This is a genomic window from Streptomyces sp. NPDC055632 (assembly GCF_053618675.1).
This window is the reverse complement of sequence record NZ_JBSHHY010000021.1, coordinates 1-13612: the sequence shown is the minus strand read 5'-3', so window position 1 is coordinate 13612 and position 13612 is coordinate 1. Positions and strand designations below refer to the sequence as shown.

At 75.5% G+C, this 13612-nt stretch carries 13 protein-coding genes; 8 read left to right on the top strand and 5 right to left on the bottom strand.

What is annotated here, in order from left to right; all coding sequences use genetic code 11:
- The first annotated feature begins 66 nt into the window (after positions 1-66).
- The 3 genes from ACWGSR_RS24510 (at position 67) to ACWGSR_RS24500 (ending at position 3413) form a co-directional block, all read left to right on the top strand.
- Positions 67-1443, top strand: a complete 1377-nt coding sequence (locus ACWGSR_RS24510; protein WP_453569001.1) for an alkaline phosphatase PhoX — start codon at positions 67-69, stop codon at positions 1441-1443.
- 80 nt (positions 1444-1523) lie between these two features.
- Positions 1524-2405 carry a PPK2 family polyphosphate kinase gene (locus tag ACWGSR_RS24505; protein WP_453568999.1) on the top strand — a complete coding sequence of 294 codons (882 nt, stop codon included), beginning with the start codon at positions 1524-1526 and terminating at the stop codon, positions 2403-2405.
- Between the two features lie 114 nt (positions 2406-2519).
- Positions 2520-3413 carry a polysaccharide deacetylase family protein gene (locus ACWGSR_RS24500; RefSeq protein ID WP_453568997.1) on the top strand — a complete coding sequence of 298 codons (894 nt, stop codon included), beginning with the start codon at positions 2520-2522 and terminating at the stop codon, positions 3411-3413.
- A gap of 18 nt (positions 3414-3431) precedes the next feature.
- On the opposite strand, the gene ACWGSR_RS24495 is transcribed toward ACWGSR_RS24500, so the two are convergent.
- From ACWGSR_RS24495 to ACWGSR_RS24485, 3 genes are all read right to left on the bottom strand, one after another.
- Positions 3432-3641, bottom strand: a complete 210-nt coding sequence (locus ACWGSR_RS24495; RefSeq protein ID WP_453568995.1) for a hypothetical protein — start codon at positions 3639-3641, stop codon at positions 3432-3434.
- 70 nt (positions 3642-3711) lie between these two features.
- Positions 3712-4362, bottom strand: coding sequence for an ABC transporter (locus ACWGSR_RS24490; protein WP_453568993.1), 651 nt, complete (start codon positions 4360-4362; stop codon positions 3712-3714).
- A complete protein-coding gene (locus tag ACWGSR_RS24485; RefSeq protein WP_453568991.1) occupies positions 4359-5276 on the bottom strand; it encodes an ATP-binding cassette domain-containing protein in 918 nt (305 codons plus the stop codon). The genes ACWGSR_RS24490 and ACWGSR_RS24485 overlap by 4 nt, the downstream gene beginning before the upstream one ends.
- Before the next feature lie 95 nt (positions 5277-5371).
- Between ACWGSR_RS24485 and ACWGSR_RS24480 the strand changes: the two genes are divergently transcribed.
- The 3 genes from ACWGSR_RS24480 to ACWGSR_RS24470 all read left to right on the top strand — a co-directional run bounded on the left by ACWGSR_RS24480 (position 5372) and on the right by ACWGSR_RS24470 (position 8617).
- Complete coding sequence (locus ACWGSR_RS24480; RefSeq protein ID WP_376232012.1) at positions 5372-6079, top strand: peptidyl-tRNA hydrolase; 708 nt, start codon at positions 5372-5374, stop codon at positions 6077-6079.
- A gap of 82 nt (positions 6080-6161) precedes the next feature.
- Positions 6162-7574 (top strand): DUF692 domain-containing protein, encoded by a 1413-nt coding sequence (locus tag ACWGSR_RS24475; RefSeq protein ID WP_453568989.1) that lies wholly within the window; start codon positions 6162-6164, stop codon positions 7572-7574.
- A 2-nt stretch (positions 7575-7576) separates the two neighbouring features.
- Complete coding sequence (locus ACWGSR_RS24470; RefSeq protein ID WP_453568987.1) at positions 7577-8617, top strand: TIGR04222 domain-containing membrane protein; 1041 nt, start codon at positions 7577-7579, stop codon at positions 8615-8617.
- Between the two features lie 214 nt (positions 8618-8831).
- Here the strand turns inward: ACWGSR_RS24470 and hemQ are convergent, their stop codons facing one another.
- Together hemQ and hemG are read right to left on the bottom strand one after the other, a co-directional pair.
- Complete coding sequence (gene hemQ / locus ACWGSR_RS24465) at positions 8832-9545, bottom strand: hydrogen peroxide-dependent heme synthase (protein WP_366378383.1); 714 nt, start codon at positions 9543-9545, stop codon at positions 8832-8834.
- A gap of 17 nt (positions 9546-9562) precedes the next feature.
- Positions 9563-11059, bottom strand: coding sequence for a protoporphyrinogen oxidase (gene hemG, locus ACWGSR_RS24460; RefSeq protein WP_453568985.1), 1497 nt, complete (start codon positions 11057-11059; stop codon positions 9563-9565).
- A gap of 138 nt (positions 11060-11197) precedes the next feature.
- Between hemG and ACWGSR_RS24455 the strand changes: the two genes are divergently transcribed.
- Both ACWGSR_RS24455 and ACWGSR_RS24450 read left to right on the top strand, forming a co-directional pair.
- The gene (locus ACWGSR_RS24455; RefSeq protein ID WP_453568983.1) at positions 11198-12175 is read left to right on the top strand and encodes a DUF4349 domain-containing protein; all 978 of its coding nucleotides are present in this window, start codon (positions 11198-11200) and stop codon (positions 12173-12175) included.
- A gap of 10 nt (positions 12176-12185) precedes the next feature.
- Positions 12186-13574: an FAD-dependent oxidoreductase gene (locus tag ACWGSR_RS24450; protein ID WP_453568981.1), complete on the top strand. Its 1389-nt coding sequence runs from the start codon at positions 12186-12188 to the stop codon at positions 13572-13574.
- The last annotated feature ends 38 nt before the right edge of the window (positions 13575-13612 follow it).

The window sequence follows — 13612 nt, the reverse complement described above, 5'->3', positions numbered from 1 at the left end:
GTCACATCCTGTCCTCCCCCATGGCCTTCGGCATGGGGGTACCCCCACAGGGGAGGCCCGTTGCCCATGTCCGCAACACGACGTCAGATCCTGTCCCGCACCGGCGCGTCCGTCGCCGGGATCGCCTTCACCGGCGCCCTCTCCGAACTCTTCGCCGCAAGCGCCTCGGCCGCGCCCGGCGACCGTCCGCCCCGGGGCGGCTACGGCCCCCTCGTGCCCGACCCCGACGGCCTCCTCGACCTGCCGGCCGGCTTCCGGTACAAGGTCCTCTCCCGGCAGGGCGACCCGCTCCGCTCCGGCGAGGGGCCCGTCCCGAGCAACCACGACGGCATGGGCGCCTTCCCCGGCCACCGGGGCCGGGTGCACCTGGTCCGCAACCACGAGAACAAGGTCACCGGGAAGATCGGCGTCCCGGCCGTCCCCGGCCTCACGTACGACCCGGCGGCCAAGGGCGGCTGCACGGTCCTCGAACTCGACGGCCGGAACAATGTCCTCGGCGAGCGGGTCGCCGTCGCGGGCACGGCCGTCAACTGCGCGGGCGGGCCCACGCCCTGGAACACCTGGCTGACCTGCGAGGAGACCGAGGACAAGGCCGGCACGAACGGCTACGCCAAGGACCACGGCTTCATCTTCGAGGTCGACGGCGCCGATCCGCGCCGCACCGGGGCCGTCCCGCTCACCGCCATGGGCCGCTTCCAGCACGAGGCGATCGCCGTCGACCCGCACAGCGGCATCGTGTACGAGACGGAGGACGCCTTCGACCGCCCCTTCGGGCTCTTCTACCGCTTCCTCCCCCGCAAGCCGCTCGGCGGCACGGGCTCGCTGCGCGCGGGCGGCGCCCTGGAGGCGATGCGGGTGCCGGGCGTCCCCGACCTCTCCGCGGTCCAGGAGACCGGCGCCCGCTTCGAGGGCGTCGAATGGGTCCCCGTACCGGATCCCCTCGCGGCCGGAACGCCCATCAGGTTCCAGGACTTCGGGCCCAGGGGCATCACGCACGCGCAGAAGCTGGAGGGCTGTTACTGGGGCGGGCGGGCCGTCTACTTCGTGTCGTCGTTCGCGCGGGCCGGGGACGGCTCGGCGGCCACCCACTTCGGCCAGGTGTGGAAGTACGAGCCGCACCGACGCCGGCTCACCCTCGTCGTGCTCTTCGGCCCGAGCACGGACGTGCGGCTGCCCGGCGAGTCGCCGGACAACATCTGCCTGGCGCCGACCGGGGGCCTGATGGTCAGCGAGGACGGCGGGGGCGCGCAGCACGTCTTCGGGGTGAGCGAGCGGGGCGAGGTCTACCCGGTCGCACGCGGGCGGCAGAACATTGGCACCCCCGAGGAGCCCGAGTGGGGCGAGTTCGCCGGGGTCACCTTCTCGCCGGACCGGAGCACGATGTACGTCAACTGCTACGCGCCGGGGACGACGTTCGCGGTGACGGGCCCCTGGCGCCGCTGACCCGTCCCCGGAGGTCGCGGGCGGCCCGGTTGCGGTGGAGGATCGGGGGCAGGAGGGCGGGACTGCGGAAGGAGCGCGAGATGCCGAAGAAGCACGAGGGCAAGAAGCGGCGCGAGGAGCGGGAGCCGGTCCTGCGGGACGTCCTGCGCGTCCCCGGGGGCGAGCCGGTCGACCTCGCCTCGTACGACGCCCGGGGCATCCCCGCCGGTCCCCCCGACAAGGCGGCCGGCACGGCCGCCACCGCCGCCCTCGGGCCGCGCCTCGCCGAGCTCCAGGAGCGCCTGTACGCGTCGAGCACCGCCGGGGACCGCCGGCGGCTGCTCCTGGTCCTCCAGGGCATGGACACCAGCGGCAAGGGCGGCACGGTCAAGCACGTGATCGGCTTCCTCAGCCCGTCGGGCTGCCGGGTGCGCGCCTTCAAGGCCCCGACGGCCGAGGAGAAGGAGCACCCCTTCCTCTGGCGGATCGAGAAGGCGCTGCCCCTGCCGGGCGAGATCGGCATCTTCGACCGCTCGCACTACGAGGACGTCCTCGTCCCGCGCGTCCACGAGCTGGTCTCCCGCTCCGAGATCAAGCGCCGCTACCGTCAGATCAACCACTTCGAGAAGTCCCTCGCGGACGACGGCGTGACGGTGGTCAAGGTCTTCCTCCACCTCTCGTACGAGGAGCAGCGCACCCGGCTCCTCCAGCGCCTCGACGACCCCGACAAGCACTGGAAGTTCACCACGGGCGACATCGAGGAACGGGCCCTGTGGCCGGCCTACCAGAAGGCCTACGAACTGGCCCTGGAGCGCTGCGGGACGGACTCGGCGCCGTGGTACGTGGTCCCGGCGGACCGCAAGTGGTACCGGAACTGGGCGATCAGCAAGCTCCTCCTCGAACACCTGGAGGCGCTGGACCCGAAGTACCCGCCGGGGGACTTCGACGTGGAGGAGAGCCGGAAGCTGCTCCTGGCTTCCTGAGCGGGCCGCCCGCCGGGCCGTGTGCCGGGCCACGCGTCGGCCCGGCGCGTGGACTCGGGCGCCCCTCCTGCCGGGTCGCGAGCATTAATAACTTTGATCGGATAACTTCCGATCGTGAATATTCCTGTACGAAAAGTGGCGGCCCTCGGTCTGCTGGGCGCCGCCCTCGTCGGCTGCGGCGGGGGCGCCGCCCCGAAGGCCCCGAGCGCGAAGGCGTCGGCCGGCACCCCCTCGCCCTCCGCGAGCACGGGCACGGGCACCGCCGCTCTTCCCCAGCCGGGTGCCGAGCCCGCCGCCGTGCCCACCATGGCGCCCGGCCCGAACGGGCTCACCCCCGTCTACACGCGCCGGGTCGCGAGCTCCCCGAAGGGCGCCGAGAAGGTCGTGGCGCTCACCTTCGACGCCGACATGACGGCCGACCAGGGACCCAGGGCCGCGCGCGGCGAGCGCTTCGACAACCCGGAGCTCATCGCGACCCTGCGCCGCCTGGAGGTGGACGCGACCGTCTTCATGACGGGCCGCTGGGCGGAGGAGTACCCGGACCAGGCCAGGTCCATCGGCGGCGACCCGCGCTTCGAGATCGCCAACCACTCGTACAGCCACTACGCCTTCGCGTCCCCCTGCTACGGCCTGCCCACCGTCCCCGGGCCCGACATGGCGGCGGACGTGCGGCGCGCCTTCGACGCCTTCCGGGACGCCGGGGCCGTCAACGTCGTCCCGTACTTCCGCTTCCCCGGCGGCTGCTACGACGACACGGCCCTGCGCGCCCTCGGCCCCGCCGGGGTGACGGCGGTCCAGTGGGACGTGGTCAGCGGGGACGCCTTCGCGAAGGACGCGGACGCGGTCGCCGAGCAGGTGCTCGACGGGGTGAAGCCCGGTTCGCTCGTGGTCATGCACTGCACGCGCAGCGCCGCGCCCGTCACCGAGCGGGCGATCCGCCGGATCGTCCCGGAGCTGCGGGCCCGCGGCTACCGCTTCGTGAAGGTGTCCGACCTCATGCGCGGCTGAGGCGCCCCGGAAGGGGCCTCAGCCGGAGCAGGACATGCGCTGGGCCTCCTGCCACTCGCACACCGGGCAGAGCGTGATGCCCTTGGCCGACGCCGGGTACTCGGTCGGCTCCTGGCACAGCACGCAGGCGGCGAACGGGCCCTCGGCCGCCGGTTCGGGCCTCGGGGCGGGCTCGGGGGCGCAGTACGACGCGGACACGGATGCGGACGCGGGCGTGGTCTCGGTCATGTGCCCGAGCGTACTCCCGGCGCGCCCGCCCCGGACGTACGCGATCCGGCCGTACGCGCTCCGGACGTGCTCACTCCAGGCGTGCCGTGGCGCGGCAGGCGAGGAACGCCGCCCCCGCCGCGAGGAGCAGGGCGCCCGCGAAGGCGGCCCAGGGCGGGACGGCGGTCCCCGTGCGGGCGCCGGCGGTCAGGACCGTCATGGCGTGCTTCGCCGGGGACCCGGTGGTCACGAAGGCGAGGAGGGAGCCGAGGACGAGGGCCGCGAGGGACCAGCCGGGGGCCTTGAGGAAGGGGCGGGAGGCCAGCGCGCCCACGGCGGCGCCCGTGAGCACGCAGGCGAGCGCCGCGAGGAGCCCGGTGACGGCCGCGACGGGAGCGGCGATTCCGCGCCGGTCGCTCACGGCCGTCACGAACAGGACGGCGGCCGTGCCGGGCAGGACCGGCCAGGCGGTTCCGGCGAGGAGCGCCGCGAGGTGCGCGCGGTCCCGTCCCGCGGCGGCCGCGACCACGTTCCGCGCGGCGGGCGGCTCCTGGGTGAGGCAGATCCGCACCGTCCAGGCCGTCACCGGCAGCAGGGCGGCGGCGGTGAACCCGAGCGCGTCGAGCACCGGTTCGGCCGCCTGCACGCCGACGCCGACGAAGACCGCGTACAGGAGGAGCGGCGCCAGCCACCGCTGCGAGCGGAGGAGGAGACCCGACTGGTAGCGCAGCAGCGCCGTCATGCCCGTACGCCCCCTTCGGAGGGTTCGGTGCTCCCGGTGTGGAGCCGGTGGACGTGCCAGGAGGCCGCGAGGAGCGCTCCGAGCAGGGCGTCGGAGTGGGCCTCGCCCACGGTGAGGACGGTGGTGCCGTCGGGGCCGGGCGCGACGGACGGTCCGCCCGGCGGCCGTTCGGGGAGCGCGCGCCCGCCGGAGACGGTGATCCGCACGAGGGCGCCGGGGGTTCCGGAGGTCCCGAAGGCGCCGGGGGCGCCGGGCGGCTCTCCCGCGGGCTCCCGGCCCGGCCGCACCCGTCCCGCCCCCACCTCGTACACCGCGTCCGCCTCGCCCCGCAGCCTGCGCGGGTCGTGGTCGACGAAGACGACCGTCGCGCCCGCCGCGACGCGTTCGCGGACGGCGGCGTCGAGTGCGGCGCGGGCTCCGGCGTCGAGCCCGGTCCAGGCCTCGTCGAGGACGAGGAGGGCCGGGTCGGCGAGGAACGCCTGCGCGACGGCGACCTTCTGGCTCGTGCCCTTGGAGAGCTCCGCGAGTCCGGTACGGGCGTGCCCGCCGGCCCCGAAGCGCTCCAGCCACTCCCCCGCCCGGGCTCGGGCGGCCGTCCGGCCGAGGCCCTGGACGCGGCCGAGGCGGACCAGGTAGTCGAGGGCCGTGAACGGCAGCGCGACGGGGAAGCGCTCGGGGACGTACGCGGTGCGGGCGGGCCGTCCGGTGACGCGCCCCTCGGTGGGCGCGTCGATGCCGGCGAGCAGCCGGAGCAGGGTGGACTTGCCGGTGCCGTTGGTGCCGGTGACCCGGACCAGGGCGGCGGGAGGCAGGCCGAGGTCGACCCCGCGCAGCACCCACGGCCCCCGCGGGCCGTGCCGGCGCCCGGCCTTCTCCAGCCTCGGCCGCCCACCGGCGGAGAGATCACCCGTCATGGGCGGCATCCTGGCGCGGAAGCGGCGATTCCCACAAGAACGGCCCGTCACGGCACCGGTGACGGCGCTCGTGGCGGCGATGGCAGACTTGCCCGGTGAGCAGCGATGAGACCGATCTCCGCGACGAGAAGCCCCAGTTCGTCCTCCCCCTGGTGGTACGGATCGAGCGCGACGCGCCCCCGGCCCGTACCGACGCCCTGGAGACCGCGGCGCGGGCCGTCCTGGAGATCCTGACCGACGGGCGTTCCACCGGCGAGGGCGAATGGGCGCGGGCCATGGCCGACTGGCAGGACGCCCGGATCCGCAAGGTGGTGCGCCGGGCGCGCGGCGCCGAGTGGCGGCGGGCGTGCGCGCTCCCCGGGATCACGGTCACCGGCGCGGAGGCGGAGGTGCGGGTCTTCCCGCCGGTCCCGCTCGACGGCTGGCCCAAGGACCTGGCCCGCCTCCAGGTCTCCGGCACCGACCTCGACGACCCGGCCGCCCCCGGCCCCGTGCCGGAGGGGGCGGCGGTGCTGTGGTTCAACCCGGACCTGGACATGTCGGCCGGCAAGTCGATGGCCCAGGCGGGCCACGGCGCCCAGCTCCTCTGGTGGGCGATGCCGGAGGCCGGGCGCAAGGCCTGGCGGGAGGCGGGCTTCCCGCTCGCCGTGCGCACCGCCCCGGCCGCGGACTGGCCCGCCCTCACGACGAGCGGCCTCCCGGTCGTCCGCGACGCGGGCTTCACGGAGATCGCCCCGGGCTCGGCCACGGTGGTGTCGGCGTTCCCCCAAAGCCTCGTCCCGGAACCCCGAAACCTCAAATGAAGCTCTGAACGTCCCCCTCCCGGGGTTCGAACGTTCCCGCGTGGGCCATCACAGGGGAACTGAGGACCGAAGGAGGGGGACCATGACGGAACTCGGCATCGGCATCGGCTGGCGTCCCGAGATCGCGGAGGCGGTGGAGGGACTGGCCGGGGTCGACTGGGTGGAGGTCGTCGCGGAGAACATCTGCGCGGACCATCTGCCCGACTCCCTGACCCGGCTGCGGCGGCGCGGCGTCACGGTCGTGCCGCACGGCGTCTCGCTCGGGCTCGGCGGCGCGGACCGGCCGGACCCCGGCCGGCTCGCGGCGCTCGGCGAGAAGGCGGTGGCGCTGGGGGCGCCGCTGATCACGGAGCACATCGCGTTCGTACGGGCCGGAGGGGCGCTCACGGCGAGCCCGGCGCTCGAAGCGGGCCACCTGCTGCCCGTGCCCCGCACCCGGGACGCCCTCGACGTGCTCTGCGAGAACGTGCGCATCGCCCAGGACGCGCTGCCCGTGCCGCTCGCCCTGGAGAACATCGCCGCCCTGATCTCCTGGCCGGGCGAGGAGATGACGGAGGGACGGTTCCTCGCGGAGCTGGTGGAGCGCACGGGGGTGCGGCTCCTCATCGACGTGGCCAACCTGCACACCAACCGCGTCAACCGCGGCGAGGACCCGGCGCGGGCCCTGTCCGAATTGCCCGTCGAGGCCATCGCGTACGTGCACGTGGCGGGCGGCGTCGAGCGGGACGGCGTCTGGCACGACACGCACGCCCACCCGGTGCCCCGCCCGGTCCTCGACGTCCTCGCCGACCTCGCCTCCCGGGTCTCCCCGCCCGGGGTGCTCCTGGAGCGGGACGACGACTTCCCGGCGGCGGCGGAGCTGGCGGAGGAACTGACCGTGATCCGGGCGACGGTGGCGGGGGCGACGGTGGCCGGGGCACCGGCCGGGGCGTCCGTCCGCCGGGGCGCGGCGGCGGAGAGGCCGGCCGGTCGGCCGCTGCTCATCGGCGCCGGTGCCCGCGTCTCCGGCGGGCCGATGCCCGGGGTCGTCCCGGACGCGCCCCCGGCGGCACCGGAGGCCGTCGCGCCCGCGCCCGTACGGGACGGGGGCGCGCGGCAGCGGCTCGGGCTCGCGCAGGCCTCGCTGCTCTCGGCCCTCGTCGCCGGGACGCCCGTGCCCGAGGGGTTCGACAGCCGGCGGATCGGGGTGCAGAGCCGGGCGCTCGCGGCCAAGCGGGCCGGGGTGGTCGCGAAGGTCGCGCCGGAGCTGCCCGGGATCCTGGGCCGGGAGTTCCGGCCCGCGTTCCTCGCGTACGCCCGGTCCCGTCCCATGAACGGCGGCTACCGCCGGGACGCGCTCGACTTCGCCGAGCACCTGCTGCTCGCCGGGCGCCCGGAGGACCCGGCCGCGCACCGCCTGCTCACCCGGTGGTGGCAGGACCGTTCCGGCAGCCGCCCGCCGGGCCCCGCCGCGCGGCTCGTCCGGGCCGCCCGCCACGCACTCGTACGGAGATGACCATGGGCCTCCTGACCGCCCTGTACTACCTCGTGGCCGCCGTCGCCGTCGCCCTGCTCGTCACCCGGGTCGTCCGGTCGCGCGGCGGCTCCGGCGGGCCGGTGCACGACCGGTACGAGGCCGCCTTCCTCGACGGCGGTCCGGCCAGGGTCGCCGACAGCGCCCTCGCCGCCCTCCATGCGGACGGCCGGATCGCGGTCGGCGGGCCCGGCATCGTGGCCGTCGTCCGCCCGACCGCGCGCGACCTGGTGGAGCGCGCGGTGTTCCAGGAGCACGCCGCCGCCCCGCACGGGGCCCTGCACCACCTGCGGCTCGCCGTGATGCGGCACCCGGCGGTGCAGGAGATCGGCGACGGGCTCGCGGAGCGCGGGCTCCTCGTGGACCCGGCGACGCGGCGCGTCACGAACCGGTGGTGCGTCGTGGTCGGCGTCGCGGCGTTCGTCCTGCTCCCGGTCTCGTTCTTCCTCACGATCGCCGACTTCGCCACGGACGACGGGTTCTCGGTGCCGTTCACCTTCAAGGTGGTCCCGGCGCTGTTCGCCATGGGCGCCACGGCCGTGGTCTGCGGAACGGCCTCCGCCGGGCGGGTCACCCCGGCGGGCCGGCGGGCGCTCGCCGCGTACGGGCGCGAGCGGGGGCACCTCGCGGACGCGGGCCGCCTCGTGGCCCTCCACGGGCTGCGGGCGCTGCCGGACCCGGTGCTCCGGGAGCAGCTCCTCGCCGCCGCCCGCGTCGACGGGCCGCGGAGGCCCGGACGCGGCGGGCGCTCGGGGCCGTCCCCGCACCCCCACTCCTCCTCGTCCTCCTCGGGCGCGGACGCGCTCGGCGTGGTCGCCGTGTGGTGCGCGGACTCGGGATCGTGCGGTGGAGGGGGCGGGGGCGGCGGGGGTTCCTGCTCGTCGGGCTCCTGCTCCTCCGGATCCTGCTCGGGAGGGGGCGCCGGCAGTTGTGGCGGGAGCTCCGGCTCCAGCTCGTGTTCGAGTTCGAGCTCCAGCTCGTGCTCAAGCTCCAGTTCGAGCTCGTGTTCCAGCTCCAGCGGCTGACCGCCCGTACCGCACGGAGAAGGGGCGGGGAAGGGGCGGAAAAGGCCCCGGAAATGACGCCGGTGCGGCGCGCGTGACGCGCGCCGCACCAGGAGCCGGACCCGGTGTCGCTGGAACGGCGGGCGGATGGTTTCCGCCGGCCGTCTGATCTTCCGGGTCGGAGGATGGCGCGCCCGGCCGGGAGCCGGGCCGCCACCGGGTTTTCGTACGGCCGTCAGGCCAGGCCCGCCACCAGGTCGGCGACGTCCTTGCGCCGGCCGGTGTAGAACGGGACCTCCTCGCGGACGTGCATCCGCGCCTCGGAGGCGCGCAGGTGGCGCATGAGGTCCACGATGCGGTGCAGCTCGTCGGCCTCGAAGGCGAGGAGCCACTCGTAGTCGCCGAGCGAGAAGGAGGCGACCGTGTTGGCACGGACGTCGGGGTAGCCCCGGGCCATCTTGCCGTGGTCGGCCAGCATCCGGCGGCGGTCCTCGTCCGGCAGCAGGTACCAGTCGTAGGAGCGGACGAAGGGGTAGACCGAGACGTAGTCGCGCGGGTTCTCGTCGGCCAGGAAGGCCGGGATGTGCGACTTGTTGAACTCGGCCGGGCGGTGCAGCGCCATGTTCGACCAGACCGGCTCCAGGGCGCGGCCCAGGCGGGTGCGGCGGAAGAGGTTGTACGCCTCCTGGAGCTCGTCGCTCGTCTCGGCGTGCCACCAGATCATGACGTCGGCGTCGGCGCGCAGACCGGAGAGGTCGTACGTGCCCCGGACGGTGATGTCCTTGGCCGCGAGCTGGTCGAACAGCTCCTGGACCTCGTCGGCGTAGCCGCTCCGGTCCTCGGGCAGGACGTCGCGCAGCTTGAAGACGGACCACAGGGTGTAGCGGATGACCTCGTTGAGGTCCTTCGCCTTCTTACCGGCGTTCGGGATCTTTTCGGGCGCACTCATACGCCTATTCTCGCCCGTCACGAGGAGTGCCCCGCACCGGGGGCCGCCGTTTCCGACGTGGCGATGATCTCGTCGGCGGAACCGGAGCCTCCGCCGGTGGGCGCGTCCGTGATCCCGTCGGCCGCGCGATGTGCCGAGGCGATGCAGGCGGGGATGCCGACGCCGTCGTACGCGGCGCCCGCGATCCGCAGTCCGGGCAGGGCGGCGACGGCCTCGCGGGCGCGGGCGACGCGGGCGAGGTGGCCGATCGGGTACTGGGGCAGGCCGCCGGCCCAGCGGGTGACCGCGGCGGCGACCGGGCGGGCGCCGAGCCCGGTGGCGGCGGCGAGGTCCTCGAGGGAGGCGTCGACGAGGTCGGCGTCCTCGCGGTGGAGCTGCTCCTCCTCGCCGTGGCGGCCGACGGAGGTGCGGAGCACGAACAGGTCGGGGGCCGCGTCGGCCACCCAGCCCCACTTCTGCGAGGAGAAGGTGGAGGCCTTGATCGTGCGGCCGTCGACGGGGGGCACGAGGAAGCCCGAGCCGGCCGGGAGGGAGACGTCCGAGCGGCGGAACGCGAGGGTGACCAGGGCCATGGAGGCGTACTCGATCGCGCCGAGTTCGCGGGCGGCGGCGGGGGCGTGCTCCGCGAGGAGCGCGGCGGCGGGTCCGGCGGGGGTGGCGAGGACGACGGCGTCGGCGGCGAGGACGCGGTCGCCGCTCACGACCTGCCAGCCGGTGGCCCCGGTGCGGCGCAGCGCCGTCACGGGGGCGTTCAGGAGGATCTCGCCGCCGGCGGCGCGGACCGCGTCGGCGACCGCGCCGGGCAGGGTGCCGACGCCGCCCTCGACGCCGGCGAAGACGGAGCCGCCGAGGCCGGTGGCGGCGCCCGCCGCGTCGGCCGGGACGGCGGCGCCGGCCCGCTGGACGGCGCGGACGGCGTCGGTGAGCGTGGGGTGCTCGCGGGCGGCCTCGAAGAGGGCGGGGACGGCGGCCTTCATGGAGATGCGGTGGGCGTCCCCGGCGTACACCCCGCCGAGGAGGGGTTCGACGAGGCGGTCGACGACCTCGTGGCCCATGCGGGCGGCGACGTACGCGCCGATGGCGATGTCGTCCCCGATCTCGGTGGGCGACAGGTCGAGGTCGGCGGCGATCCGGCGCACGCCCTCCTCGGAGAGGAGGCCCCCGAGCGCGCGGGCGTCGCCGGGGACGCCCATGACGTGCCCCTTCGGCATGGGGACGAGGTCGCCCCGGGACCAGACGGACGCGGTGGTGGTGGCGGGGGCCCGGAGCCGGTCGCCGAGGCCGACGGCACGGGCGAGGGCGACCGCCTCGGGGCGGCGGGCGAGCAGCGACTCGGCGCCGAGGTCCACGGGGGCGCCCGCGACCTCCCCGGCGAGGAGCTTGCCGCCGAGCCGGCCGTCCGCTTCGAGGAGGGTCACCCGGTGGCCGGCGAGGGCCAGCCGGTGGGCGGCCGCGAGGCCGGTGATCCCGCCTCCGGCGACGACGACGTGGGGTGCCGTGGTGTCCGCGTTCATGGGACCACTCTCTCAAATCGCCCGTCCGCTCCCGTTCCGAGGCCCGACCGTGACCGCATCGCTACCGCCGGACGGCAACCCGTGCCCCGGGGTCGCACGTCCAAAAGGCATCGATCACCACCACCTTGGGGGGTTCCCGTGCGGGGAGCGAGTACGACGGCCGCCGTCCTGCTGACGGCGTCACTGGTTCTGACGGGCTGCGGCGCGGGCGGTTCGGACGCGGGCGGCAAGGCGGCGGACGCGCGGGCGGCGCAGCCCGCCGAGCAGGCGCCGGGCGGGGGCACGGCGGACGGGTCCTCGGGGGCCTCGGGGTCCTCGTCCGGTTCCGGTACGGGTTCCGGCAAGGCCCCGGCGAAGGCGCCGGCCCCGCAGCACGTCATCCGCACCGCCTCGCTGTCCGTGGAGGTCGCGGACGCGGCGAAGGCCCTGGCCACGGCCCGTACGGCGGCGGTGGACGCGGGCGGGCGGGTCGAGAACGAGTCGACGGAGCGGGTCGACGACGCGTACCTCGCCTCGCGGATCGTGCTGCGGGTGCCGCAGGAGAAGTACGACTCGGTCCTCGCCGAACTGGCGGGCACCGGCAAGCTGCTGGGCCGCAAGGCCGACGCCCAAGACGTCACCGACCAGGTGGTGGACGTGCAGAGCCGGATCGCCACCCAGCGGGCGAGCGTGGCGCGGGTGCGGGAGCTGATGGACCGGGCGGACAAGCTGTCCGACGTGGTGACCCTGGAGGCCGAGCTGAGCCGGCGTCAGGCGGACCTGGAGGCGCTGCTCGCGCAGCAGTCCTCGCTGAAGGACCGGACGTCGCTGGCGACGATCACCCTCCAGCTCACCGAGAAGCGGAAGGAGGGGCCGAAGGCCGAGGAGTCCAAGGAGGAGGGCCGTCCCGGTCTCCTGGACGCGCTGGGCGGCGGCTGGAACGCCCTGGTCGCCGTGGTGGCCTGGGTCCTGGTCGTGCTCGCCGCCCTGGCCCCGTGGCTCGCGGTCGGTCTGGTCGCCTTCGTCCTCTGGCGCCGGCTGGTCCGCCCCCGGCTCGCCGCCCGCCGCCCCGCGCCGGTGCCCGGGCCGCGCCCCGAGGAGGCGGCCCCCCGGCCCGCGGAGGCTCCGGAGAAGTAGCGTCGTCCCCATGAGCGAACGACTGGTGGTCATCGGTGGCGACGCGGCGGGCATGTCCGCCGCGTCACAGGCGCGCAGGCTCAAGTCCCCCGGGGAGCTGGAGATCGTCGCCTTCGAGCGCGGTCACTTCTCCTCGTACTCGGCCTGCGGCATCCCGTACTGGGTCGGCGGGGACGTCGGCTCGCGCGACGAGCTGATCGCCCGGTCCCCCGAGGAGCACCGGGCCCGTGACATCGACCTGCGGACGCGGACCGAGGTGACGGAGATCGACGTCGAGCGGCAGCGGGTCCGCTCCCGGGACCTGGAGTCCGGTACGGAGGAGTGGACCGGCTTCGACAAGCTGGTGATCGCGACGGGGGCACGGCCGCTGCGCCCGCCGGTGCCGGGGATCGACGCGCCCGGGGTGCACGGCGTGCAGAACCTGGACGACGGCCAGGCCCTGATCGACGCGCTGTCCCGTGCGGAGGGCTCCGGTACGGAGGGGCGGCGGGCGGTGGTGGTCGGCGCCGGGTACATCGGGGTGGAGATGGCCGAGGCGCTCCTCAACCGGGGCTACGAGGTGACCGTCCTCAACCGCAGCGAGCAGCCGATGGCGACGCTCGACCCGGACATGGGCCGGCTCGTGCACGAGGCGATGGACGGGCTCGGGATCAGGACGGTCAACTCGGCGGCGGTCACGAAGGTGCTCACCGGCCCCGACGGCCGGGTCCGGGCGGTGGCGACGGACGAGGAGGAGTACCCGGCGGACGTGGTGGTCCTGGGCACGGGCGTGCGGCCGGAGACCTCGCTCGCGCGGGAGGCGGGGCTGCCGCTCGGGGCGTACGGCGGGCTGCTCACCGATCTGGCGATGCGGGTGCGGGGGCACGGGAACGTCTGGGCGGGCGGCGACTGCGTGGAGGTCCTGGACCTGGTCTCGGGCCGGATGCGGCACGTGGCCCTCGGGACGCACGCGAACAAGCAGGGCCAGGTCATCGGGACGAACGTCGGCGGCGACTACGCGACCTTCCCGGGCGTGGTGGGCACGGCGGTGTCGAAGGTGTGCGACCTGGAGATCGCGCGGACCGGCCTGCGGGAGAAGGAGGCCCTGGAGGCGGGGCTGCGGTTCGTGACGGTGACGGTCGAGTCGACGAGCCGGGCGGGCTACTACCCGGGGGCCGCGCCGATGACGGTGAAGATGCTGGCCGAGCGGCGGACCGGGCGGCTGCTCGGGACGCAGATCGTGGGCCGGGAGGGCGCGGCGAAGCGGGTGGACGTGGCGGCGGTGGCGCTCACGGCGGGGATGACGGTGGAGGCGATGACGGCCCTGGACCTGGGGTACGCGCCGCCGTTCTCGCCGGTGTGGGACCCGGTGCTCGTCGCGGCCCGCAAGGCGACGGCGGCGGTCCGCGCGGCGGGCTGAGGGGAGCGCGGACGGCGACGGCCGCCGGGGGGTGCCCC

Excerpts from the sequence above, each read along its gene's own strand:
- ACWGSR_RS24470 (WP_453568987.1), top strand. The coding sequence starts at position 7,577 with ATGGGCCTCCTGACCGCCCTGTACTACCTCGTGGCCGCCGTCGCCGTC.
- ACWGSR_RS24495 (WP_453568995.1), bottom strand. The coding sequence starts at position 3,641 with ATGACCGAGACCACGCCCGCGTCCGCATCCGTGTCCGCGTCGTACTGC.
- ACWGSR_RS24505 (WP_453568999.1), top strand. The coding sequence starts at position 1,524 with ATGCCGAAGAAGCACGAGGGCAAGAAGCGGCGCGAGGAGCGGGAGCCG.
- ACWGSR_RS24510 (WP_453569001.1), top strand. The coding sequence starts at position 67 with ATGTCCGCAACACGACGTCAGATCCTGTCCCGCACCGGCGCGTCCGTC.
- ACWGSR_RS24490 (WP_453568993.1), bottom strand. The coding sequence starts at position 4,362 with ATGACGGCGCTGCTGCGCTACCAGTCGGGTCTCCTCCTCCGCTCGCAG.
- ACWGSR_RS24450 (WP_453568981.1), top strand. The coding sequence starts at position 12,186 with ATGAGCGAACGACTGGTGGTCATCGGTGGCGACGCGGCGGGCATGTCC.
- ACWGSR_RS24485 (WP_453568991.1), bottom strand. The coding sequence starts at position 5,276 with ATGACGGGTGATCTCTCCGCCGGTGGGCGGCCGAGGCTGGAGAAGGCC.
- hemG (WP_453568985.1), bottom strand. The coding sequence starts at position 11,059 with ATGAACGCGGACACCACGGCACCCCACGTCGTCGTCGCCGGAGGCGGG.
- hemQ (WP_366378383.1), bottom strand. The coding sequence starts at position 9,545 with ATGAGTGCGCCCGAAAAGATCCCGAACGCCGGTAAGAAGGCGAAGGAC.
- ACWGSR_RS24475 (WP_453568989.1), top strand. The coding sequence starts at position 6,162 with ATGACGGAACTCGGCATCGGCATCGGCTGGCGTCCCGAGATCGCGGAG.